The following is a 21,452-nucleotide window of genomic DNA, read 5'->3' as shown; positions in this document are numbered from 1 at the left end:
GGCAACCCCATGAACAAGCGTCTCCGGCGCGGGCTCAGCGCCCTCGCCATCGGCGTCACCGCCGCCATCGCCCTCGCGGCCTGTGCCTCCGGCGGCTCGTCCTCCGGCGGCTCGTCCGACGACATCGACAAGGCGCTCAAGGACGGCGGCACGCTGACCTACTGGTCCTGGACCCCGTCCGCGAAGGACCAGATCGCGGCCTTCGAGAAGCAGTACCCGAAGGTGAAGGTCAAGCTCGTCAACGCCGGCACCGGCGCCGACCAGTACACGAAGCTCCAGAACACGATCAAGGCCGGTTCGGGCGCCCCCGACGTCGCCCAGGTCGAGTACTACGCCCTGCCGCAGTTCGCGCTGTCCGACTCCCTCGTCGACCTGTCGTCGTACGGCTTCGGTGACCTCGAGAGCAAGTTCTCGAAGGGCACCTGGAGCAACGTCGCGATGGACGGCAAGGTCTACGGCCTCCCGCAGGACTCCGGCCCCATGGCGCTGTTCTACAACAAGAAGGTCTTCGACCAGTACGGCATCGCCGTCCCGAAGACGTGGGACGAGTACGTCGCGGCAGCCAAGAAGCTGCACACCGCCGACCCGTCGAAGTACATCGCGGCGGACTCCGGCGACGCCGGCTTCACCACGAGCATGATCGCCCAGGCCGGCGGCACGCCGTTCAAGACCGACGGCGACAAGGTCACCATCAACCTCGCCGACGAGGGCACCGAGAAGTGGACCAAGACCTGGGACCAGCTCGTCGAGCAGGGCCTGCTGTCGAAGACCACCGGCTGGACCGACGACTGGTACAAGCAGCTCGGCAACGGCCAGATCGCCACGATGGTCACCGGTGCCTGGATGCCCGGCAACCTGATGGCCAGCGTCCCGGACGCCAAGGGTGACTGGCGCGTCGCCCCGATGCCGACCTACGACGGCGGCCAGGCCCAGACGGCCAGCAACGGCGGCAGCTCGCAGGTCGTCATGAAGCAGTCGAAGAACCCGGCACTCGCCGCGGGCTTCCTCAAGTGGCTCAACTCGTCGTCCGAGTCGACGAAGGTCTTCATGCAGTCCGGTGGCTTCCCGTCGACCACTGCCGACCTCGACTCCGCGTCGTTCCTGCAGGAGAAGCCGGAGTACTTCGGCGGCCAGGAGATCAACAAGGTGCTCGTCGACGCGTCGAAGACCTCGGCCAACGACTTCACCTACCTGCCGTACCAGGTCTACGCGAACAGCGTCTACGCGGACACCGTCGGCCAGTCGTACCAGAACGGCACCTCGCTCGAGAGCGGTCTCGAGGCGTGGCAGAAGGCCCTCGTGCAGTACGGCAACGACCAGGGCTTCAAGGTCACCTCGAAGTAGTCGCCCGACTCGTCAACCTCGGGGCCGTGCGGATCTTCCGCACGGCCCCGACCCCCGGAAAGGCTCCAGCCCATGCGCTTCGCCATCGGCGACACCGACTTCCTGCTCGACGGCGAGCCGCACCGGATCCTGTCCGGCGCGATCCACTACTTCCGCGTGCACCCCGACCTCTGGCGGGACCGTATCCGCAAGGCCAAGCTCATGGGCCTGAACACGATCGAGACCTACGTCGCGTGGAACGCCCACGCGCCGAACCCTTCTTCCTTCAGCTTCGACGGCGGGCTCGACCTCGGCCGCTTCCTCGACCTCGTCGCCGAGGAGGGCATGCACGCCATCGTCCGACCCGGCCCCTACATCTGCGCCGAGTGGACGAACGGCGGCCTGCCCTACTGGCTCTTCACCGACAGCACCGTCGGGGTCCGCCGGAACGAGCCGGGGTTCCTCGCCGCCGTGCGCGACTACCTCGAGCAGCTCGCGCCGGTGCTGGTGCCCCGCCAGATCGACCAGGGCGGGCCGATCGTGCTCGTGCAGGTCGAGAACGAGTACGGGGCGTACGGCTCGGACGCGTCGTACCTGCGAGAGCTCGAGCAGATGCACCGCGACGTCGGGCTCACCGTGCCCTTCACGAGCGTCGACCAGCCGATGGGCACCATGCTCGAGGACGGGTCGCTGCCGTCGCTCCACAAGACCGGGTCGTTCGGCTCGCGGTCCACGGAGCGCCTCGCACGGCTGCGCCAGGCCCAGCCCACCGGGCCGCTGATGTGCTCCGAGTTCTGGGACGGCTGGTTCGACAGCTGGGGCGAGCACCACCACACCACGCCCGCCTCCGCCTCGGCGGCCGACCTCGACGACCTGCTCGCCGCCGGCGGCTCGGTGAACATCTACATGTTCCACGGCGGCACGAACTTCGGCTTCACGAACGGCGCGAACGACAAGGGCGTGTACCGGCCGATCGCGACGTCGTACGACTACGACGCCCCGCTCGACGAGGCCGGTCGTCCCACCGCGAAGTTCCACGCGTTCCGCGCGGTGATCGAGCGCTACGCGCCCGTCCCGGCCCTGCCCCCGTCGATGCAGCCGGGTGGGTCGGGTCGCCTGGACGCGCACGCTGTCGACGCTGTCGGTCTGGAGGCACGCCCCGCGCCCGCCACGGACGTCGCCGTCCGCCTCGACCGGGTCGCCTCGCTGCGGTCCCTGCTGCCCGCGCTCACGGACTGGTCGTCGCACGACGAGCCACCGACGTTCGACGCCCTCGGCGCGGCCAGCGGCTTCGTGCTGTACCGGACCGAGGTCGAGCTCCCCGCCGGTGGCGTCCTGACCGTCGGCACCGAGGTCCGTGACCGCGCGGTCGTGTCGGTGGACGGCGTCGTGGTCGGCGTCCTGGAGCGCGAGCACCACGACCGGGCGATCGCGCTCCCGCCGGTGACCGGCACGCTGGAGCTCCTCGTCGAGGACCAGGGCCGGGTCGACTACGGTCCCCGCATCGGCGAGCCGAAGGGCCTGATCGGTGGCGTGGCCGTCGACGGGGTGCCGCTCGCCCGGTGGACCGCGTCACCGCTCGCCCTCGACCCGATCGCCCCCGCGGCGCTCGCCGTGCTGGGCGCGCTCGAACCCACCGGCGGTGACGTCCTGGCCGGGCCCGTGGTCGCCGCGGGGTCGTTCGACCTCGACGTGCCGGGGGACCGGTACCTGTCGCTCGACGGCTTCCGGAAGGGCGTCGCCTGGGTGAACGGCTTCTGCCTCGGGCGGTACTGGTCGCGCGGGCCGCAGCAGACCCTCGCCGTGCCGGGCCCCGTGCTCCGGGCCGGGCGGAACGAGGTCGTCGTGTTCGAGCTGCACGCCTCGGCGTCGCGCACGGTGTGCCTGCTCGTCGAGCCCGACCTCGGCCACACCGAGGCGTAGCGCGCCGAGGCGCGTGCTCGGGCGCCTGGCGTTCCCGGGCGTCCCTGGCGAGGACGGGCGTACCTGGTCGGGACTTCCGACCAGGTACGCCCGTTCTCGCTTCCCATCGCGGGCGTCCTGGGAAGGATCAGACAGCGCGGGCACCGGCCCAGGCGCGTACCCGGAGCAGGCCCTCGCGTCGCCAGCGCCACAGCGGAGCGAACCTCGTGCCGTCGTCCTCCCACGCCTGGGTCAGGAGCCAGATCTGCCGTCGGTGTCCGCGTCCGTCGGCGTCCCGCCACTCGACGAAGCCGTCGTCGAGGACGGTGGTGATCCCCGCGCGGGGAGCACGCCATGAGACGAGGAAGCCGTCGTAGTGCAGCTCGTCGTCGCTCAGCCGCACGGCCACGCGCCGTACCCGGACGGCAAGGACGATCCCGAGGGCGACGAAGCACGTGCCGAGGACCGCGACGAACACGCGTGCGGACGAACCGGGCATGAACACGACGCTCAGCAGGGCGAGACCCGTGCCGAGCATGAGCGGCCCGAGCACGACGGCGTTCGTGACGCGCTCCCACCCTGGTGGACGGACGACGATCACGGCGATCCGTCGAGGGCGTCGAGGTCGGCCAGGGCACGGCGGGCGTCGGCGATGCGGTCGGCCTCCGGACGGTTCCACCACTCCGGGCCGCGCTCCCCGAGCCCGTGCTTCGCCAGGCCGTTTCGGTGCCGAGCGGTGGCGAGGGCGTCCTCGTCGCCGGCGCGCTTCGCCTGCCGGACGCCGTTCCGGCCGCGGCCGAGGTGCGAGCGCAGGGCGGCGGCGAGGTCCTCCGGCAGCGCGGGGTCGGTGCGCCGCCACCGGCGTCCGTCCACGACGAAGAAGTGGTCGTCGGGCTCGGCGGTCATGCCCCGAGTCTGCACCGTCGGTGGTCGGCGGTAGACAGGACCCGATGACCGAAGCGCGCACCCGTCCGATGCTCGACGTCCGCCGCATCTACGCCGAGGCCGCGGCCCTCGAACTGCCCCGTGGGCAGGAGGTCGTCGGCCGCTGGCCGGACGCCGAGATCGTGCCGGTCGCCTCGCACTGGAACATCCCCGAGGTGCACGGCGACGAACGCAACGTGCAGCGCTGGGTCCGGATCAAGACCGAGGCCCTGGTGCTGGGCGTGAAGAAGTCGCTCGTCACCCGGCCGAACGGACGCTCCGCCGACTTCATCGCTCCGTCGACGGCGAACGGCTGCGCGATGGCGTGCGCGTACTGCTACGTGCCCCGGCGCAAGGGGTACTCGAACCCGGTGACGGTGTTCGCGAACATCGAGCAGATCACGAAGCACGTGGCGCGGAACATCGCGAAGCAGGGGCCGAAGACCGAGCCGAACCAGTGTGACCCGGAGTCGTGGGTGTACGACATCGGCGAGAACAGCGACTGCTCGGTGGACGCGATGATCAGCGACAACGTGCGCGATCTCTGCGACCTGTTCCGGATGAGCCCGACGGCCAAGGCGTCCTTCGCGACGAAGTACGTCAACCGCGACCTGCTCGACTGGGACCCGATGGGGCGCACCCGCGTCCGCTTCTCGCTCATGCCGCACGAGACCGCGAAGGTCACCGACATCCGCACCTCGCCGATCGCCGAGCGGATCGCGGCGGTCAACGACTTCGTCGACGCCGGGTACGAGGTGCACCTCAACTTCTCGCCGGTGATCCTCACCCCGACGTGGGAGTCCGACTGGGCGGAGCTCCTGCGACAGGTGGACGACGTGCTCTCGCCCGCGGCCAAGGCACAGCTCGCGGCCGAGGTGATCTTCCTCACCCACAACGAGCCCCTGCACCAGGTGAACCTCGGCTGGCACCCCAGGGCCGAGGACCTGCTGTGGCGCCCGGACCTGCAGGAGCAGAAGGTGTCGCAGAACGGCGCCGTGAACGTCCGCTACCGGTCCGGCATGAAGGGGCAGCTGGTGGAGCGTTTCCGGGAGCTCGTCGCCGAGCACCTGCCGTCGTGCACCATCCGCTACGCGTTCTGACGCGGAGCAGACGAACGCCCTGACGACCCGGCGGACGCCCGCGGGCCGACGGACACCCGCGGAACGACGAACGCCCGCACCGCTCGAGCGGTACGGGCGTCAGAGCGCGAGGCTCACTTGCCGTCGAACGCGTCCTTGGCCTTCTCCTTGTCGAGACGGCCCTCGCCCATGACCTGGTCCTTCTGGCCCTGGTGCGTGAGCTCGGCGTCGTCGGTGTGCTTGCCGACGGCCTCCTCGACCTTGCCGACGACCTTCTGCGTGACGTCCTTGGCCTTGTCTGCGAGCGACATGGTGTCTTCCTCTCGTCCGGGGTCCGCCGAGGGTCCCCGGCGCCTGTGCTCCCGACTGAACCAGGCGGGAGCGCACCGCTCACGGGACGAGCGGAGGTTCCTGTACCCCGGCAGACCTGGGGAGGGGGACAGGATGGACAGGACGCGCGGCGGCGGTCAGGGGACCAGTCGGTCGGCCCGGTAGCGGTCGAACAGTTCGGCGAAGGCGTGCTCGGTGCGTCGGTACCCGGTGAAGCCGGCGTCGCGGCTCTTCCCCATGTCGGTGACGACCTCCATCCCACGGCCGAGGTCGGCGTCGGTGTGCCACCAGGAGGCGAGCCGGCCGATGTCCGACTCTGCGAGGCCGTGCCGCTCAGCGATGGCCGCCCACGCGGACTCGTGCGGGGCCATCTGTTCCTCGAGCGGCCGTGCACGCTCCGCGAACCCCACGACCCGCGAGGGGTCGACGCCGAGGTGCGCGGCGAGTCGCGGCCACATCCACCGCCAGCGGAAGACGTCGCCGTTCACGACGTTGAACGGCTCGTCGGCGCCCTCGGGGTTCGTCGCCGCCCAGACCATGTGCTCGGCGAGGAGGCCGGCGTCGGTCATGTCGGTGAGGCCGTTCCACTGCGCCTCGCTGCCCGGGAAGACGAAGTCGAGGTCGAGCTCCTTCGCGAGGGTCGCCTGCACCGCGAGGGTCAGGCCCATGTTCATCGCGTTGCCGACCGCGTGTCCGATGACCGTGTGCGAGCGGTGCACCGACCAGGTGAAGCCCTGCCGCTCGGCGGCGGCGAACAGCTCGTCCTCCTGGGCGTAGTAGAAGTTCGGGGTGTCCAGACGCGGCTCCTCCTCGTGGAAGGGCGTGTCCGGCATCTCGCCGGCGGCGTAGGCCTCGAACGGCCCGAGGTAGTGCTTCAGACCGGTGACCAGGGCGACGTGTGCGAGCGGCGCGTGCGCGAGGGCGGCGAGCAGGTCGCGGACCATGCCGCCGTTCACGCGGATGTTCTCCGCCTCGGTGTCCTGCCGCTGCCACGCGGTGAAGAACACGTGCGTCGGCCGCTCGTCGGTCAGCGCGATCCGGAGCGACTCCGGGTCCCGCAGGTCGGCGGACACCGAGCGGACACCGTCGCGGGCGAGGGGCCTGCGGGACAGCGCGGTCACGTCCCAGTCGAGGCGCAGCAGGTGGTCGACGAGTGCGGAGCCGGTGATGCCGCTGGCCCCCACGACGAGGGCGCTGGGTCGGGCTGAGGTCGGTTCGGTGGAGATCGTCATCGCCTGGTGCAACGCACGAGGGCGACAGGTGTTCCCTACCGAGGGCGTCGGATGCGGATCGGGCCCTTGGCGGTCGACGGGTCCACGACGCTGCCGTGCTGCGTGATCTCGACCTCGCCGCGGGCGACCATCCGACGTGCGGCGCGGCGAGCCGGCTCCATGAGCGGCCGCCAGTCGTCGGGGGCGATCGACCGGGCGACCTCGGACGGGCAGATGCTCGCCGTCCGTGCACGCGCGGCGAGCAGCTCGTCGATGCGTCGTTCGAGCGCGTGGTCGGTGTCGTCGAGGCCGTGCTTCCGACACGCGGCCGAGCACCACTTCGCCTCGGGGCCGGCCGACGACGGCATCCGCCGACCGCAGGACGCGCACGTGCGCTCGGCGTGGGCCTCCTCCGACGCCGACGCGTCCGCCGCGGTCCTGATCGCCCGTCCCATGCCGTCCATCATCGTCCCGCTGTCCGCTCCCGCGCTCAGCCCAGGCACGGCTGGCAGCATCGGAGCGGTGAACGCCGAGGAAGCCACCCCTGCCCGTCCCGACGAACCCGCGTGGGTCGAACACGCGATGTGGTGGCACGTCTACCCGCTCGGAGCCGTCGGCGCGGACGTCCGCCCGACGACCCCCGTCGACGAGCGCCCGGTGGACCACCGCCTCGGTCGGCTCGTCCCGTGGCTCGACCACGTCGTGGACATCGGGCTGAACGGGCTGCTGCTCGGGCCGGTCACCGCGGCCTCGACCCACGGGTACGACACGGTGGACCACTTCCGGATCGACCCGCGACTCGGGGACGACGCCGACTTCGACGCCCTCGTCGCCGCCGCACACGAGCGGGGCGTCCGCGTCGTGCTCGACGGGGTCTTCAACCACGTCGGCCGCGAGCACCCGGCGTTCCGAGCGCTCGAGGAACAAGGGCCGGACGCGCCCACGGCTGACCTCTTCGCGGTGGACCGGAGCGCGTGGCAGTCGGCCGGGCCGGTGCCGGTCGAGCACTTCGAGGGCCACGACATCCTCGTCACGCTCGACCACGGCGGACGGGCCGCCGAGGACCTCGTCGTCGAGGTGATGACGTACTGGCTCGGCCGCGGGGTCGACGGGTGGCGGCTGGACGCGGCCTACGCGGTCCCGCCGGCGTTCTGGGCGCGGGTGCTGCCCCGCGTGCGGGAACGCTTCCCGGAGGTGTGGACGAGCGGGGAGGTCATCCACGGCGACACCGCCGGGATCGTCCGCGCCTCGACGATGGACTCGGTGACGCAGTACGAACTGTGGCAGGGCGTCTGGCACGGCATCGCGGACCGGAACTGCTTCGAGCTCGCGCACGCGATCGAACGGCACGACGCCCTGCTCGAGACGCTCGTCCCGACCACCTTCGTCGGCAACCACGACGTCACCCGGATCGCGAGCGCGGTGGGGGAGCGGTTCGCCGGGCACGCCGCGGCCGTGCTCTTCACCGTCGCCGGCACCCCCGTGGTGTACGCCGGCGACGAGTACGGCTGGACCGGGATGAAGGAGGAGCGCGAGGGCGGCGACGACGCGGTGCGCCCGGCGCTCCCGGAGGTCCCGCCGGCGGCGACCGACCTGACCCGCACGTACCAGGCGCTCGTCGCCCTCCGGCGTCGGCACCCCTGGCTGCACCGGGCGCACACCGACGTCGTGCACCTGACGAACACCGCGGTCGTGCTGCGGACCGCGACAGCGGACGCGGCGGTGGTGACCGCGCTGAACCTGGCCCAGGACCCCGTGGAGGTGCCCGCGGCCGACGCGACGCAGGTGGAGGCGGGCGGGGGCGACCTGCGCGACGGGACCCTGCGCCTCCCGGCCGCCGGCTGGGCCGTCCTGACGGCCTGACACTCGGTCCCGACAGAACGAGACTCGGGCTGGGCGACCGTTCTCGCGCCGATCGGCGCGAGTTGTGTCGCCCAGCCCGAGTCTCGGGGCAGGGAGGGGACAGCCGCTACTTGCGCGCGGACGCCGCCCGGCGCTTGTTGAACACGTCGAACGCGACGGCGGCGAGCAGCACCAGGCCCTTGATGAGCGACTGGAACTCCGTGCCGACACCGAGGATCGACATGCCGTTGTTCAGCAGACCGATGATGAGACCACCGACGATCGCGCCCGGCACCGTGCCGATGCCGCCCGTGACCGCCGCGCCGCCGATGAACACGGCCGCGATGGCGTCGAGCTCGAAGCCGTTGCCGGCACCCGGGGCGGCGAGGTTGAGCTGGCCGGTGAAGACCACGCCCGCCAGTGCCGAGATGACGCCCATGTTCACGAACAGCAGGAACGTGACGCGCTTCGTCTTCACGCCGGACAGCTGCGCCGCGAGGGCGTTGCCGCCGATGGCGTAGACGTGACGGCCGAACACCGCGCTCCGCATGACGACCGAGTAGATCACCACGAGGGCGCCGAGCACGACGAGCACGATCGGGGTGCCGTTGTAGCTGGCGAGGAGGAGCGCCACGTAGATCACGAGCACGGCGCCGAACGCCGTCTTCACGATGAACCAGGCGAACGGCTCGCTCTCGAGCTGGTACTTGCGGCGGGTGATGCGACCACGGAACGCGGTGATCACCATGACGGCGGCGGCCGCGAAGCCGAGGATCATCGTGAGCGGCTCGTAGCCGGTGGAGCCGAACGACGGCAGGAAGCCCGAGCCGAGCGACCGGAAGCCGGTCGGGAACGGCGAGATCTGCTGGTTCTGCAGCACGATCTGGGCGGCACCGCGGAAGGCCAGCATGCCGGCCAGCGTCACGATGAACGCCGGGATGCCGAAGTAGGCGATCCAGAAGCCCTGCCACGCGCCGACGAGGGCGCCGACGACGAGGCAGAGGACGACCGCGATCGGCCACGGGATGCCCCACTGGGTGATCATCACGCCCGCCATCGCACCGGTGAAGGCGACGACCGACCCGACGGACAGGTCGATGTGGCCGGCGATGATGACCATCACCATGCCGATGGCGAGGATGAGGATGTAGCTGTTCTGGACGATCAGGTTCGAGACGTTGATCGGGGCCAGCGTGATGCCGTTCGTCGTCACCTGGAAGAAGATGACGATGACGATCAGCGCGATGAACAGGCCGATCTGTCGGAGCTGCCCGGTGAGGTAGCTGGCGGCGGACTTAAGCGCGTTCATTGACAGGGGTCTCCCGTTCCTGGGTCATGTACTGCATGAGGACCTCGGGTGTGGCCTCGGAGCGGGGCACGTCAGCCGTGATGGTGCCCTCGGAGAGCGTGTAGATGCGGTCGCAGATGCCGAGCAGCTCCGGCAGCTCGGAGGAGATCACGATGATCGCCTTCCCCTGGTCCGCGAGCTGGTTGATGATCGTGTAGATCTCGTACTTCGCACCCACGTCGATGCCGCGGGTGGGCTCGTCGAGGATGAGCACGTCGGGGTCGGCGTACATCCACTTGGACAGCACGACCTTCTGCTGGTTGCCGCCGGAGAGCTTGCCGGTCACGACGTCGACGTTCGGCGCCTTGATGTTCATGCTCTTCAGGAAGCCGGTGGCGACCGTGGTCTCCTTCGACGCGTTCACGAAGCCCCAGTCGGCGAGCTTGCCGAGCGCCGAGCCGGAGATGTTCCGCTTGATGTCGTCGATGAGGTTGAGGCCGTACCGCTTGCGGTCCTCGGTGGCGTAGGCGATGCCGTTGTCGATCGCCTGCGTCACCGTGTTCGTCTTGATCGGCACGCCGCGCTTGTAGACGGTGCCCGAGATCCCGGTGCCGTACGAGTGACCGAACACGCTCATCGCGAGCTCGGTGCGCCCGGCGCCCATCAGCCCGGCGATGCCGACGACCTCGCCGGCGCGGACGTTGAGGTTCGCCTGGTGGATGATCTCGCGGGAGCCGTCGAGCGGGTGGTGGACGGTCCAGTCCTCGATGCGCAGGAGCTCCTCGCCGATGACGGGGTTCTCGCGCTCGGGGTAGCGGCTGGACAGGTCTCGGCCGACCATGCCGCGGATGATCCGGTCCTCGGAGACCTCGTCGGCGTGCATGTCGAGCGTCTCGATGGTCTTGCCGTCGCGGATGATCGTGACCTTGTCCGCGATCGCCTTGATCTCGTTGAGCTTGTGGCTGATGATGATCGCCGTCATGCCTTCGGCCTGCAGCGAGCGGATGAGCTCGAGCAGGTGCGCGGAGTCGTCGTCGTTCAGCGCGGCGGTGGGCTCGTCGAGGATGAGGAGCTTCACCTCCTTCGACAGCGCCTTGGCGATCTCGACGAGCTGCTGCTTGCCGACGCCGATGTCCACGATCTTGGTGACCGGGTTGTCCTTGAGGCCGACGCGCTGCAGGAGCGCGGCCGCCTCGAGGTTCGTCTTGTTCCAGTCGATGAGCCCGCCCTTGGCGCGCTCGTTGCCGAGGAAGATGTTCTCGGCGATCGAGAGGAACGGGCTGAGTGCGAGCTCCTGGTGGATGATCACCACGCCCGCTGCCTCGGAGTCGTTGATGTCGCCGAACTGCACGGACTTGCCGTCGACGAGGATCTCGCCCTCGAAGGAGCCGTGCGGGTACACACCCGACAGCACCTTCATGAGGGTGGACTTGCCGGCGCCGTTCTCACCGCAGATGGCGTGCACCTGGCCGCGTTCGACCTCGATGGAGACGCCCTGCAGGGCCTTGACGCCGGGGAACGTCTTGGTGATGTCCCGCATCTCGAGGATGGTGTCCGCCATGCGGACCCCTTTCCGTCGTGCGCGCCGTCGGGCGCGCGGGTGGAGACGGACGCCAGGTGCGGTGCGGTGCGGCACCGCGCCTGGCGTCCGAGAGGGGTGGCGGACGCCAGGCACGGTGCGGTCTGGCACCGCGCCTGGCGTCCGACGGGTGGTCCGGACCTACTTGAGGTCTGCTTCCGTGTAGTAGCCCGAGTCGACGAGGACTTCCTTGTAGTTGTCCTTCGTGACGACCGTCGGCTGGAACAGGTAGGTCGGGACGACCTTCACCTTGTTGTCGTAGCTCTTGGTGTCGTTCACCTCGGGCTTCTTGCCGGTGAGCAGGTCCTCGGCCATCGTGACGGACTGCTTCGCGAGCTTGCGCGTGTCCTTGTAGATGGTGGAGTACTGCTGGTCGGCGATGATCGACTTGACCGAGGCGGCCTCGGCGTCCTGACCGGTCACGGTCGGGAGCGGGCGGTCCGAGGTGCCGTAGCCGGCGCCCTGGAGGGCCGAGATGATGCCGATCGAGATGCCGTCGTAGGGCGAGAGCACGCCGTTCAGCGTGGTGCCGCCGGAGTACGACTTCGCGATGAGGTTCTGCATGCGGGCCTTGGCGGTCGCCGGGTCCCACTGCTGCGTCGCGGCCTGCGAGAGCTTGTCCTGGCCGGACTGGATCTTCAGCGTGCCGTCCTCGAGGTACGGCTTGAGCGTGTCCATCGCACCGTTGAAGAAGAAGCCCGCGTTGTTGTCGTCGAGCGAACCGGCGAAGACCTCGATGTTGAAGGGGCCCTTCTTGTCGGTCTTCTCGCCCTTGTCGTCGAGGACGCCGAGACCGGTGAGGAGCGACGTGGCCTGGTCGACACCGACCTTGTAGTTGTCGAACGACACGTAGTAGTCGACGTTCTTGTTGCCGGTGAGCAGGCGGTCGTAGGAGATCACCTTGATGCCGGCCTTGGCGGCGGCGTCGAGCTGGTCGGAGAGGGCACCACCGTCGATGGACGCGATGATGAGGACCTTCGCGCCCTTCGTGATCATGTTGCTGACCTGCTGGGCCTGCTGCTGGACCTTGTTGTCGCCGTACTCGAGGTCGACCTTGTAGCCGGCCTTCTCGAGGTCGCTCTTGACCGCGTCGCCGTCCTTGATCCACCGCTCGGAGACCTTGGTGGGCATGGCGACGCCGACGAGGGCGCCCTTATTGTCGCCGCTTCCGCCGGCGCTGCCGGTGTCGCCGCGTCCGCCTGCGGAGCAGCCGGCCAGTGCGATGGCGATGCCGAAGGCGGCAACGCCCGCGACGATCTTGCGCTTCATCATCGAAGTTCCTCTGTTCCTGCGCGTCGACGTCGACACGCTCGGGTGCTGGGGCTGCTGTGCCCCTGGGGGATGAACTGCTCGTGTGAGCGCTCACATAATGAACGGTTCCGTCACGGGGTGTCAACTCGCGTGACCGTTTCGGGATCTTGCCAGGCCGGTCCGGGCGAGCGGTACGGTTGGCGCGTGACCACTCCGACCGCCCGCGGGGGCACCGACGGCAAGCGCCGGAAGGCCCCCACGATCTTCGACGTCGCCGAGCGCGCGGGGGTCTCGCACCAGACGGTCTCCCGCGTGATCAACGGCGACCCGACCGTCCGCGACGCCTTCCGGTCGCAGGTCGTCGACGCCGTCGCCGAGCTCGGCTACCGCCCCCGAGCGGCAGCCCGGGCGCTCGCCGGAGGACGCAGCAAAGCGCTCGGCATCATCACCGCAGGTGACGCGCTCTACGGCCCGTCGAGCACCGCGATCGGGTTCGAACGCGCCGCGCGCTCGGCCGGGTACCACGTCCTGCTCTCGACGCTGCCGGACGACCCGCGACCCGGCGACCTCTCCGGCGCGCTCACCACGCTGCTCGCCCAGGACGTCGCCGCGATCGTCCTGGTCGCGGCGGACAACCGCGTGCTCGACGCCCTCGCCTCGCTGACCGTGCCGGTCGCCGTGCCGGTCGTCGTCGCGAACGCCGTGCAGCGGGACGCCGCGCGGGTGCCGGTCGCGCCGAGCGTCGCAGCGGTCGCCATCGACCAGGCCGAGGGCACGACCCTCGTCATGCAGCACCTGCTCGACCGCGGACACCGGCGGATCGTGCACATCGCCGGGCCCGCGCTGTCGCAGGAGTCCGAGGTGCGTCGGGCGACCTACACCCGGATCATGCACGAGGCCGGGCTCGACCCGGTCGTGCTCGACGGTGACTGGACCCCGGGCAGCGGGTTCGCGGCCGCACGGCACATCGACGTCACCGTGGTCGACGCGGTCTTCGCCGGGAACGACCAGATGGCCCTCGGCGTCCTGCACGCCTTCGCCGACGACGGGATCCGCGTGCCGGACGACATCGCCGTGGTGGGGTTCGACGACGTGCCCGAGGCCGCGCACTTCACGCCGCCGCTCACCACCGTGCGGCAGGACTTCGTCGCGATGGGGCAGCGGGTGCTCGAGACCGTGCGGGCGCTCGTCGAGGGGGAGCCCCGGGACGAGGCGCTGCTGGCACCCGAGCTCGTGGTGCGGCGGAGCACGTAGCGCGCGGCCCCGGTCGACGAGAGCGGCCCCCGTGTCAGCGCGCCAGCGGGAGCCAGACGCGCATCGGCGCGGCTCCGCGGTTGGCCCAGGCGTAGTACGGCACCGCGGTCGCGGTGACCGCCTGGAGGCGCGGGGCGCGGTCGTCGGACCCGGCCACGTCGTCGACGCTGGTCGCGTCCACGACGTGATCCGCGCCTCCCGGCCCGGTCGCGTCGAGCCGCTGGTACGGCCACGCTGCCTGGGCGTGCTGCGCCGGGGCGTGCCCGGGCACGCGCAGCGTGACGACGCCGTCGAGGAGGTCGTCGCGACGTTCCTCGGTGATCGGCGCCGACGGGTCGACCGCCAGGTCGTCGACCGTGAAGCCCTGCTGGTCGGCCTGCTCGACGGCGTAGACGAGCGGGCCGCGCTCGATCGCGACCTGGCCGCGGGCGGCGTCGATGCGGGAGTCGGCCACGTACCGGTGCGGCGTCGTGTCGAAGACCAGCTCGACGGTGTCGCCCGCCGTCCACTCGCGCTCGACGACGTGCAGCGTGCCGGGAGCCGGGCTCGCCTCGCCGCCCGCGCCGGTGACCGTCGTGGTGTCCGACCAGGCGGGGATGCGCAGGCCGAGGGCGAGCGGACCGTCCTGGGTGATGGTGACGACCACGCGGCCGTCGTGCGGGTAGCCGGTCTCGACGCGCACCGGACCGAGGTCCGCGGTGGCGTACTGGTGGACCTGCAGGCCGCCGTCGGTCGCGGTGGCGAGGTAGCCGTCGAGGCTCGCGAAGGTCCGCATGATGTTCGGCGGGCAGCACGCGCAGTCGAACCAGCCGCGGCGGCCGTGGGCGGGGGAGCGGTTCTCGTCCTGGTGCGCGCCGTCGCGGTGCTGCAGCGGGTTGACGTAGAAGTACTCGGTGCCCGCGAGGCTCACGCCCGCGAGGAACGCGTTGTACAGCAGGCGCTCGATCGCGTCCGCGTACACCGGCTTGCCGGTCGCGAGCAGCAGGCGCCAGGCCCACTGGATGCCGCCGATCGCCGCGCAGGTCTCGGCGTAGCCGCGATCGGTGGGGAGCTCGTACGGGTCGCCGAACGCCTCCCAGTCCCAGCGCGCGCCGAGACCGCCGGTGATGAAGGCCTTCGTCGCCATCATGTCCGCGAACTGGCGCTCGCTCGCCGCGAGGAGCTCGTCGTCGCCGGTCTCGATCGCGACGTCCACGGCGCCCGCGGCGAGGTACACCGCGCGGACCGCGTGCCCCTCGACCGTCACGGCCTCGCGTGCGGGGACGCGGTCGGAGAAGTACGTCGGCTCGCCGCCGGCGCGCTCGATGATGCCGTGCCCGCGGGCGTCGACGAACCAGTGCGCCAGGTCGAGGTACGCGCGGGTGCCGGTCTCGCGGTAGAGCTCGACGAGGCCCATCTCGACGACGGGGTGGCCGTCGACGTCGTGTCGCTTCGGTGTGCCGTCCGGCGCCGTGCCGTCGCCGAAGGTGCGGACCAGGTGGTCGGCGTTCTTCGTCGCGACGTCGAGCAGGCCGGTGTCGCCCGTCGCACGGTGCTGTGCCACGGCGGCCTGGTACAGGTGGCCGGCGCAGTACAGCTCGTGGCTCCACTTGAGGTCCGTGTACCGCTCGCCGTTCCCACGGACCTGCTGGACGGAGTCGAGGTAACCGTCGTCGGCCTGGGCGCGGGCGTACAGCGCGGTGACCTCGCGCTGGAGGTCGAGCAGGTCGTCGGACGGCGCACGGCCGTACTCCCACGCCACTGCCTCGAGCCACTTCGTCACGTCCGAGTCCATGAAGATCGGGCCGACCACCTCGCCCTCCTCGTCCCCGGCGGCGATCCGCAGGTTCCGGAAGTTGCCCGCCGTCTCGAGCAGGGCGTACCCGCCGCGGATCGCGTCGCGGCCGTTGCGCTCCTGCCGGAGTGCCCAGAAGCCGCCGGTGATCCGGGCGTCGCCGGTCGGCAGGGGGCGGAGCGCCAGATGCGCGTCGGCGGTCGGCAGGACCGGCGTCGCGGTCTGCGCTCCGCTCTCGGTCGCGAGCGTGGTGGTCATGTCGCCTCCTTGCGATCTGACTGCGGGTCCGCCGCTGGGTGAACGGGTGGCGGAAAACGCTTTCTGTGGCCGACGCTACGGCACGGCCTGGAGGCGCGCAAGAGTCCGGAACCGCAGCTTGCGTATGCTGGTGGCCGGTTCGACGATCCGGAAAGGGGTTTGCCGTGACGCTGGAACGCACCGGGCGCGCCGTTCGGATCACCGACGTCGCGGCGCTCGCCGGGGTGTCGATCGGCACGGCCTCGAAGGCGTTGAACGGCACCGGGCAGCTGCGGGACGAGACCCGCGCCCGGGTGAAGGACGCCGCCGAGAAGCTCGGGTTCGTCGGCGACGCCCGGGCCCGCGCGCTGTCGTCCGGTCGGACCTACACGGTCGGAATGATCACCACCGACTCGTTCGGCCGCTTCACGATGCCGGTGCTCCTCGGCGCCGAGGACGCGCTCTCCGCCGGCGAGGTGATGGTCCTGGTCTGCGACACCCGCGACGACCACGTCCGCGAGGCGCACTACCTCCGGTCGCTCGTCGCCCGCGGGGTCGACGGCATCATCGTGACCGGACGGTCCGCCGACGCCCGGCCACCCATCGAGGTGTCCGTCCCGGTCCCCGTCGTCTACGCGCTGACGCCCTCGACGACGGCCGAGGACGTGTCGGTCACCCTCGACGACGCCGGTGGGGCCGCCGCGGCCGCGTCGCACCTGCTCGGACTCGGTCGGCAGCGGGTGGCCGTCGTCACCGGGCCGGCCGACGCCCGCTCGGCCGTGGCTCGGGCGGACGGTGCCCGTTCGGTGCTCGGGGACCGGATGGTCGGCGAGCCCCTGCACGGCGAGTGGTCCGAGCGGTGGGGTCGGCAGGCCGTCGACCTGCTCGCCCGCGGGCCGGTCGCCGTGGATGCGGTGCTGTGCGGCAACGACCAGATCGCCCGCGGGGTGTGCGATCGGCTCCGTGAGACCGGACAGCGCGTGCCGGACGACGTGGCCGTGACCGGGTACGACGACTGGGACGTCCTGGCGCTGGCGAGCCGCCCGCCGTTGACGAGCGTGGACATGCGGCTCGATGAGCTCGGCCGGGTGGCCGGGAGGGCGTTGCTCGAGCTCATCGCGGGCGGCGCCCCGGCGTCGTCCTCCGTGACCCCGTCGCTGGTCGTCCGCGAGAGCACGGTCGGGGCCTAAGCGCGGCGGCCCGGGGTCCGGGGGCCCGGCCGGCGGCCCGACGGCACGTCGTCAACCGGAACGCCCGCCGGCGCGCCTCGTGAACGGGCACGACATGCCGCTCGCGTTCGGCGGGCGGGCGGAAGTCGTCGGCTGGCGCGACCGGGCGTGACGGAGAAGGCCCGCTCGACGCACCGGCCCGCCCGCGGCGCGCCGCCGCGTTGCGTGCGTGAGCGCTCACGTGCCAGGATGTGAGCGCTCACGGACGACGACGAGGTCTCGGGAGGACACATGAGCGACGACCGCCGCCGGCAGATCGAGGACGGCCGCACCACTCTCGGTGTCGAACTCGGCTCCACCCGCATCAAGGCCTGCCTGATCGACGAGGACCTCGTCCCGATCGCCGCGGGCAGCCACGAGTGGGAGAACGAGTACCTCGACGGCCGCTGGACCTACTCCCTCGAGGCGGTCGAGACCGGCCTCCGCGCCGCCTACGCCGCCCTCGTGGCGGACGTCGAGCGCCAGTACGGCGTCCGGCCGTCGAGGTTCCGCGCCGCCGGCGTCTCCGCGATGATGCACGGCTACCTCGCGTTCGACGCCGAGGACGAGCTGCTCGTGCCGTTCCGCACCTGGCGCAACACCTCGACCGGCCCCGCTGCCGAGCGACTCAGCGCCGCGCTCGACTTCAACGTGCCGCTCCGCTGGTCGGTCGCGCACCTGTACCAGGCCGTCCTCGACGACGAGCCGCACGTGGCGCAGCTCGCCGGTGTGACGACCCTCGCCGGGTACGTGCACCGCAAGCTCACCGGCCGCGACGTGCTCGGTGTCGGCGACGCGAGCGGCATGTTCCCGATCGACTCCGGTCCCGTCGACAGCGGCCCGGGGGAGCCCGGGCGCCGCACCTGGGACGGGGCGATGCTGGCCACCGCGCAGGACCTGCTCGGCGACGCCGTGCCCGACCTCCGGACGCTGCTGCCCGAGGTGCTCGTGGCGGGCGAGGACGCCGGTGCGCTCACCCCCGAGGGTGCCGCGTGGCTGGACCCGACCGGCACGCTGCGGCCCGGGGTCCCGTTCTGCCCGCCGGAGGGCGACGCGGGTACCGGCATGGTCGCGACGAACGCCGTCGCACCCCGCACCGGCAACGTCAGCGTCGGCACGAGCATCTTCGCGATGGTCGTCCTCGAACGCGCCCTCGGCACGCCGCACGAGGAGCTCGACGTCGTGACCACGCCGGCCGGTGACGCCGTCGCGATGGTGCACTGCAACAACGGTGCGAGCGAGATCGCGGCCTGGGCGCGCGTGTTCGGTCGCTTCGCCGACGCCGCCGCGGAGCGCACCGGCGGCACCTCGGTGGACGTCGACGACGTCTACGCGACGCTCCTCGCCGAGGCGGCGGACGCCGACCCGGACGCCGGCGGCCTGCTGTCGTTCAACTACCTGGCCGGCGAGCCCGTGACCGGCGTCGTCGACGGCCGACCCCTGCTCCTGCGCACCCCCGGTGCCCGGTTCACCCTCGGCAACCTCGTCCGGTCCGAGGTGCACGGCGCGTTCGCGACCCTCGCGATCGGCATGGACGTGCTGCACGGTGAACAGGTCGCCGTCGACCGGATGACCGCACACGGCGGACTCTTCCGGACCCCCGGTGCCCCGCAGCGCCTGCTCGCCGCCGCGCTCCGCGTGCCGGTCGCGCTCGAGGAGACCGCGGGCGAGGGCGGAGCCTGGGGCATCGCGGTGCTCGCCGCCTACCTCGAGCACACCGACCGTTCGCTCGCCGACTTCCTCGCCGAGACCGTGTTCGGCGGCGACGCCGTGCACGTCGCCGAGCCCGAGGACCGCGACGTCCAGGGCTTCCAGGACTACCTCGCCCGCTACCGAGCAGCCCTGCCCGTGCAGGACGTGGCGGCAGCGGCCACCCCGACCAGCGCGAGCAGCGACCGGGCCGAGCCGGTCGGCGACCCAGAGTCGGGCGACCAGGCCGAGCCGGGCGACCAGGGCGAGCCGATCGACGGGGGCGAGCCGCGCCTCCAGGCCGAACAGAAGGAGCCGACCCGATGACCGAAGCGACCACCGACGAGACGAAGGCGGCCGTCGCCCGCGCGCGCGAGCGCGTCGCCGCCCTGCACGGCGAGCTCGTCCGCTACGGCCTCGTCATCTGGACCGGCGGCAACGTCTCCGAGCGCGTTCCCGGCACCGACCTCTTCGTGATCAAGCCGAGCGGCGTGTCGAGCGACGACCTGACGCCCGGGAACCAGGTCGTCTGCACCCTCGACGGCGTGCCCGCCGACGGGTGGGGCAACGCCCACGGCCCGTCCTCCGACACCGCCGCGCACGCCTACGTGTACCGGAACATGCCCGAGGTCGGCGGCGTCGTGCACACCCACTCCACCTACGCGACGGCGTGGGCCGCACGGGCCGAGGCGATCCCGTGCGTCATCACGGCGATGGCGGACGAGTTCGGCGGACCGATCCCGGTCGGCCCGTTCGCGATCATCGGCGACGACTCGATCGGTCACGGCATCGTCGACACGCTCAGCGGCCACCGCTCCCGCGCGGTGCTCATGCAGAACCACGGCGTCTTCACGATCGGGCGCGATGCGCGCGACGCCGTGAAGGCAGCGGTCATGTGCGAGGACGTCGCGCGGACGGTGCACATCGCCAAGCAGGGCGGCGAGCTCGTGCCGATCGCCCAGGAGAACATCGATCGACTCTTCGATCGCTACCAGAACGTCTACGGACAGAACCCCGAAGGAGCACTCTCATGACGCACGCCGTCGATCCCGCCGAGACGATGGCGGGCTACGAGGTCTGGTTCCTCACCGGCTCGCAGGGCCTCTACGGCGAGGAGACCCTCCGCCAGGTCGAGGAGCAGAGCAAGGCCGTGCACGCGGAGCTCGCGGGTGCGCTGCCGGTGAAGCTCGTCTGGAAGCCCGTGCTCAAGGACGCCGACGGCATCCGACGCGCCCTCATCGAGGCCAGCGCGGACGACAAGGTCATCGGCGTCACGACGTGGATGCACACGTTCAGCCCGGCGAAGATGTGGATCGGTGGGCTGCAGGCGCTGACGAAGCCGCTGCTGCACCTGCACACGCAGGCGAACGTGGCGCTGCCGTGGGGCGACATCGACTTCGACTTCATGAACCTCAACCAGGCCGCGCACGGCGACCGCGAGTTCGGGTACGCGCTGGCGCGTCTCGGGGTCCGGCACGCGACGGCGGTCGGGCACGTCTCCGACGAGCGTGTGCAGCAGCGGGTCGCGAACTGGACCCGTGCGGCTGCCGGTGCCGCGGCCGTGCGTGAGCTCAAGCTGACGCGCTTCGGCGACAACATGCGCTACGTCGCCGTCACCGAGGGCGACAAGACCGAGGCGGAGATCGAGCTCGGCGTGCAGGTGAACACCTGGGCCGTGAACGAGCTGGCGGCGGCGGTCGCGGAAGCGGAAGCGGACACCGCGGCGGTCGACGCGCTCGTCGCGTCGTACGACGATTCCTACGACCTCGTGCCCGAGCTGCAGGACGGCGGCGCCCGTCGCCAGGCGCTCCGCGACGGTGCCGCGATCGAGCTCGGGCTCCGCGCGCTGCTCGAGCAGAACGACTCCGCCGCGTTCACCACGAACTTCGAGGACCTCGGCACGCTCAAGCAGCTGCCCGGTCTCGCGGTCCAGCGGCTGATGGCGGACGGCTACGGCTTCGGCGCCGAGGGCGACTGGAAGACCGCCGTCCTCGTCCGCGCCATGAACGTCGCCGGCGCGGGGCTCCCCGGTGGTGCCTCGCTGATGGAGGACTACACGTACGACCTCACCCCGGGGGCGGAGAAGATCCTCGGCGCGCACATGCTCGAGGTCTCGCCGACGCTCACCACGACGAAGCCGACGCTGGAGATCCACCCGCTCGGCATCGGCGGCAAGGACGACCCGGTCCGCCTGGTCTTCACCGCCGACGCCGGTGAGGCCGTGGTCGTCGCGCTGTCCGACACCCGCGACGGCTTCCGCCTGACCGCGAACGTCGTCGACGTCGTGCCCCCGACCGAGGCGCTGCCGAAGCTCCCCGTCGGCCGCGCGGTCTGGGAGCCGCGTCCGTCGTTCCCGGTCGCCGCGGAGGCCTGGCTCACCGCCGGCGCCGCGCACCACACCGTGATGACGACGGCCGTCGGCCTGCAGGTGGTCGAGGACCTCGCGACGATGGTCGGCACCGAGTTCCTCGTCATCGACGAGCACACCACGGCACGCGGCTTCCGCGACGAGCTCCGCCTCCAGCAGGCGTGGCACCGTCTGGACCGCGGGTTCTAGGACC

General features: G+C 71.3%; 18 protein-coding genes. 9 read left to right on the top strand and 9 right to left on the bottom strand.

Translation table 11 applies throughout. From position 1 onward, the window contains the following. Positions 1-9 precede the first annotated feature (9 nt). Both ACY3FI_RS12330 and ACY3FI_RS12325 read left to right on the top strand, forming a co-directional pair. Positions 10-1,344 carry an ABC transporter substrate-binding protein gene (locus tag ACY3FI_RS12330; RefSeq protein ID WP_462547837.1) on the top strand — a complete coding sequence of 445 codons (1,335 nt, stop codon included), beginning with the start codon at positions 10-12 and terminating at the stop codon, positions 1,342-1,344. 72 nt (positions 1,345-1,416) lie between these two features. After that, the gene (locus ACY3FI_RS12325; RefSeq protein WP_462547835.1) at positions 1,417-3,246 is read left to right on the top strand and encodes a glycoside hydrolase family 35 protein; all 1,830 of its coding nucleotides are present in this window, start codon (positions 1,417-1,419) and stop codon (positions 3,244-3,246) included. Positions 3,247-3,373: 127 nt separating this feature from the next. On the opposite strand, the gene ACY3FI_RS12320 is transcribed toward ACY3FI_RS12325, so the two are convergent. Together ACY3FI_RS12320 and ACY3FI_RS12315 are read right to left on the bottom strand one after the other, a co-directional pair. After that, complete coding sequence (locus ACY3FI_RS12320; protein WP_462547834.1) at positions 3,374-3,826, bottom strand: hypothetical protein; 453 nt, start codon at positions 3,824-3,826, stop codon at positions 3,374-3,376. After that, positions 3,823-4,131: a biopolymer transporter Tol gene (locus ACY3FI_RS12315; RefSeq protein WP_462547833.1), complete on the bottom strand. Its 309-nt coding sequence runs from the start codon at positions 4,129-4,131 to the stop codon at positions 3,823-3,825. The genes ACY3FI_RS12320 and ACY3FI_RS12315 overlap by 4 nt, the downstream gene beginning before the upstream one ends. Before the next feature lie 44 nt (positions 4,132-4,175). Here ACY3FI_RS12315 and ACY3FI_RS12310 point away from each other — a divergent pair, with 44 nt between their 5' ends. Continuing rightward, positions 4,176-5,249: a spore photoproduct lyase family protein gene (locus tag ACY3FI_RS12310; protein WP_462547832.1), complete on the top strand. Its 1,074-nt coding sequence runs from the start codon at positions 4,176-4,178 to the stop codon at positions 5,247-5,249. A 113-nt stretch (positions 5,250-5,362) separates the two neighbouring features. Here ACY3FI_RS12310 and ACY3FI_RS12305 read toward each other — a convergent pair whose 3' ends face one another. From ACY3FI_RS12305 to ACY3FI_RS12295, 3 genes are all read right to left on the bottom strand, one after another. After that, the gene (locus tag ACY3FI_RS12305; protein ID WP_462547831.1) at positions 5,363-5,539 is read right to left on the bottom strand and encodes a CsbD family protein; all 177 of its coding nucleotides are present in this window, start codon (positions 5,537-5,539) and stop codon (positions 5,363-5,365) included. A gap of 156 nt (positions 5,540-5,695) precedes the next feature. Continuing rightward, positions 5,696-6,790, bottom strand: coding sequence for an SDR family oxidoreductase (locus ACY3FI_RS12300; protein ID WP_462547830.1), 1,095 nt, complete (start codon positions 6,788-6,790; stop codon positions 5,696-5,698). A gap of 35 nt (positions 6,791-6,825) precedes the next feature. Beyond that, entirely contained in the window at positions 6,826-7,224 is a 399-nt protein-coding gene (locus ACY3FI_RS12295) for a DUF3253 domain-containing protein (RefSeq protein WP_462547829.1), read from the bottom strand. Between the two features lie 127 nt (positions 7,225-7,351). On the opposite strand from ACY3FI_RS12295, the gene ACY3FI_RS12290 reads away from it, so the two are divergent. Further along, complete coding sequence (locus ACY3FI_RS12290) at positions 7,352-8,632, top strand: alpha-amylase family protein (RefSeq protein ID WP_462550362.1); 1,281 nt, start codon at positions 7,352-7,354, stop codon at positions 8,630-8,632. 106 nt (positions 8,633-8,738) lie between these two features. Here the strand turns inward: ACY3FI_RS12290 and mmsB are convergent, their stop codons facing one another. From mmsB to chvE, 3 genes are all read right to left on the bottom strand, one after another. Continuing rightward, positions 8,739-9,920, bottom strand: coding sequence for a multiple monosaccharide ABC transporter permease (gene mmsB / locus ACY3FI_RS12285; RefSeq protein WP_462547828.1), 1,182 nt, complete (start codon positions 9,918-9,920; stop codon positions 8,739-8,741). Beyond that, entirely contained in the window at positions 9,907-11,460 is a 1,554-nt protein-coding gene (mmsA, locus tag ACY3FI_RS12280) for a multiple monosaccharide ABC transporter ATP-binding protein (protein ID WP_462547827.1), read from the bottom strand. The genes mmsB and mmsA overlap by 14 nt, the downstream gene beginning before the upstream one ends. Positions 11,461-11,619: 159 nt before the next feature. Next, complete coding sequence (gene chvE, locus ACY3FI_RS12275) at positions 11,620-12,750, bottom strand: multiple monosaccharide ABC transporter substrate-binding protein (protein ID WP_462547826.1); 1,131 nt, start codon at positions 12,748-12,750, stop codon at positions 11,620-11,622. A 183-nt stretch (positions 12,751-12,933) separates the two neighbouring features. Between chvE and ACY3FI_RS12270 the strand changes: the two genes are divergently transcribed. Beyond that, positions 12,934-13,983: a LacI family DNA-binding transcriptional regulator gene (locus tag ACY3FI_RS12270; protein WP_462547825.1), complete on the top strand. Its 1,050-nt coding sequence runs from the start codon at positions 12,934-12,936 to the stop codon at positions 13,981-13,983. Positions 13,984-14,017: 34 nt separating this feature from the next. Here ACY3FI_RS12270 and ACY3FI_RS12265 read toward each other — a convergent pair whose 3' ends face one another. Continuing rightward, positions 14,018-16,015 (bottom strand): glycoside hydrolase family 127 protein, encoded by a 1,998-nt coding sequence (locus tag ACY3FI_RS12265; protein ID WP_462547824.1) that lies wholly within the window; start codon positions 16,013-16,015, stop codon positions 14,018-14,020. Between the two features lie 164 nt (positions 16,016-16,179). Here ACY3FI_RS12265 and ACY3FI_RS12260 point away from each other — a divergent pair, with 164 nt between their 5' ends. The 4 genes from ACY3FI_RS12260 (at position 16,180) to araA (ending at position 21,448) form a co-directional block, all read left to right on the top strand. Further along, complete coding sequence (locus tag ACY3FI_RS12260) at positions 16,180-17,184, top strand: LacI family DNA-binding transcriptional regulator (protein WP_462547822.1); 1,005 nt, start codon at positions 16,180-16,182, stop codon at positions 17,182-17,184. Positions 17,185-17,454: 270 nt separating this feature from the next. Further along, positions 17,455-19,218: a xylulokinase gene (locus ACY3FI_RS12255; protein ID WP_462547821.1), complete on the top strand. Its 1,764-nt coding sequence runs from the start codon at positions 17,455-17,457 to the stop codon at positions 19,216-19,218. Continuing rightward, a complete protein-coding gene (locus ACY3FI_RS12250; protein ID WP_462547820.1) occupies positions 19,215-19,925 on the top strand; it encodes an L-ribulose-5-phosphate 4-epimerase in 711 nt (236 codons plus the stop codon). The genes ACY3FI_RS12255 and ACY3FI_RS12250 overlap by 4 nt, the downstream gene beginning before the upstream one ends. Then, complete coding sequence (araA, locus tag ACY3FI_RS12245) at positions 19,922-21,448, top strand: L-arabinose isomerase (protein ID WP_462547818.1); 1,527 nt, start codon at positions 19,922-19,924, stop codon at positions 21,446-21,448. Before ACY3FI_RS12250 ends, araA begins: the two co-directional genes overlap by 4 nt. Positions 21,449-21,452 lie beyond the last annotated feature (4 nt).

Source organism: Curtobacterium sp. RM9 (genome assembly GCF_054956955.1).
The sequence above is the reverse complement of the archived record's forward strand: the minus strand, read 5'-3'. Positions and strand labels throughout refer to the sequence as shown.

Excerpts from the sequence above, each read along its gene's own strand:
- ACY3FI_RS12325 (WP_462547835.1), top strand. The coding sequence starts at position 1,417 with ATGCGCTTCGCCATCGGCGACACCGACTTCCTGCTCGACGGCGAGCCG.
- ACY3FI_RS12305 (WP_462547831.1), bottom strand. The coding sequence starts at position 5,539 with ATGTCGCTCGCAGACAAGGCCAAGGACGTCACGCAGAAGGTCGTCGGC.
- mmsA (WP_462547827.1), bottom strand. The coding sequence starts at position 11,460 with ATGGCGGACACCATCCTCGAGATGCGGGACATCACCAAGACGTTCCCC.
- ACY3FI_RS12300 (WP_462547830.1), bottom strand. The coding sequence starts at position 6,790 with ATGACGATCTCCACCGAACCGACCTCAGCCCGACCCAGCGCCCTCGTC.
- mmsB (WP_462547828.1), bottom strand. The coding sequence starts at position 9,920 with ATGAACGCGCTTAAGTCCGCCGCCAGCTACCTCACCGGGCAGCTCCGA.
- ACY3FI_RS12250 (WP_462547820.1), top strand. The coding sequence starts at position 19,215 with ATGACCGAAGCGACCACCGACGAGACGAAGGCGGCCGTCGCCCGCGCG.
- ACY3FI_RS12290 (WP_462550362.1), top strand. The coding sequence starts at position 7,352 with ATGTGGTGGCACGTCTACCCGCTCGGAGCCGTCGGCGCGGACGTCCGC.
- ACY3FI_RS12330 (WP_462547837.1), top strand. The coding sequence starts at position 10 with ATGAACAAGCGTCTCCGGCGCGGGCTCAGCGCCCTCGCCATCGGCGTC.
- ACY3FI_RS12255 (WP_462547821.1), top strand. The coding sequence starts at position 17,455 with ATGAGCGACGACCGCCGCCGGCAGATCGAGGACGGCCGCACCACTCTC.
- araA (WP_462547818.1), top strand. The coding sequence starts at position 19,922 with ATGACGCACGCCGTCGATCCCGCCGAGACGATGGCGGGCTACGAGGTC.
- ACY3FI_RS12295 (WP_462547829.1), bottom strand. The coding sequence starts at position 7,224 with ATGGGACGGGCGATCAGGACCGCGGCGGACGCGTCGGCGTCGGAGGAG.
- ACY3FI_RS12265 (WP_462547824.1), bottom strand. The coding sequence starts at position 16,015 with ATGACCACCACGCTCGCGACCGAGAGCGGAGCGCAGACCGCGACGCCG.
- ACY3FI_RS12315 (WP_462547833.1), bottom strand. The coding sequence starts at position 4,131 with ATGACCGCCGAGCCCGACGACCACTTCTTCGTCGTGGACGGACGCCGG.
- ACY3FI_RS12310 (WP_462547832.1), top strand. The coding sequence starts at position 4,176 with ATGACCGAAGCGCGCACCCGTCCGATGCTCGACGTCCGCCGCATCTAC.
- chvE (WP_462547826.1), bottom strand. The coding sequence starts at position 12,750 with ATGATGAAGCGCAAGATCGTCGCGGGCGTTGCCGCCTTCGGCATCGCC.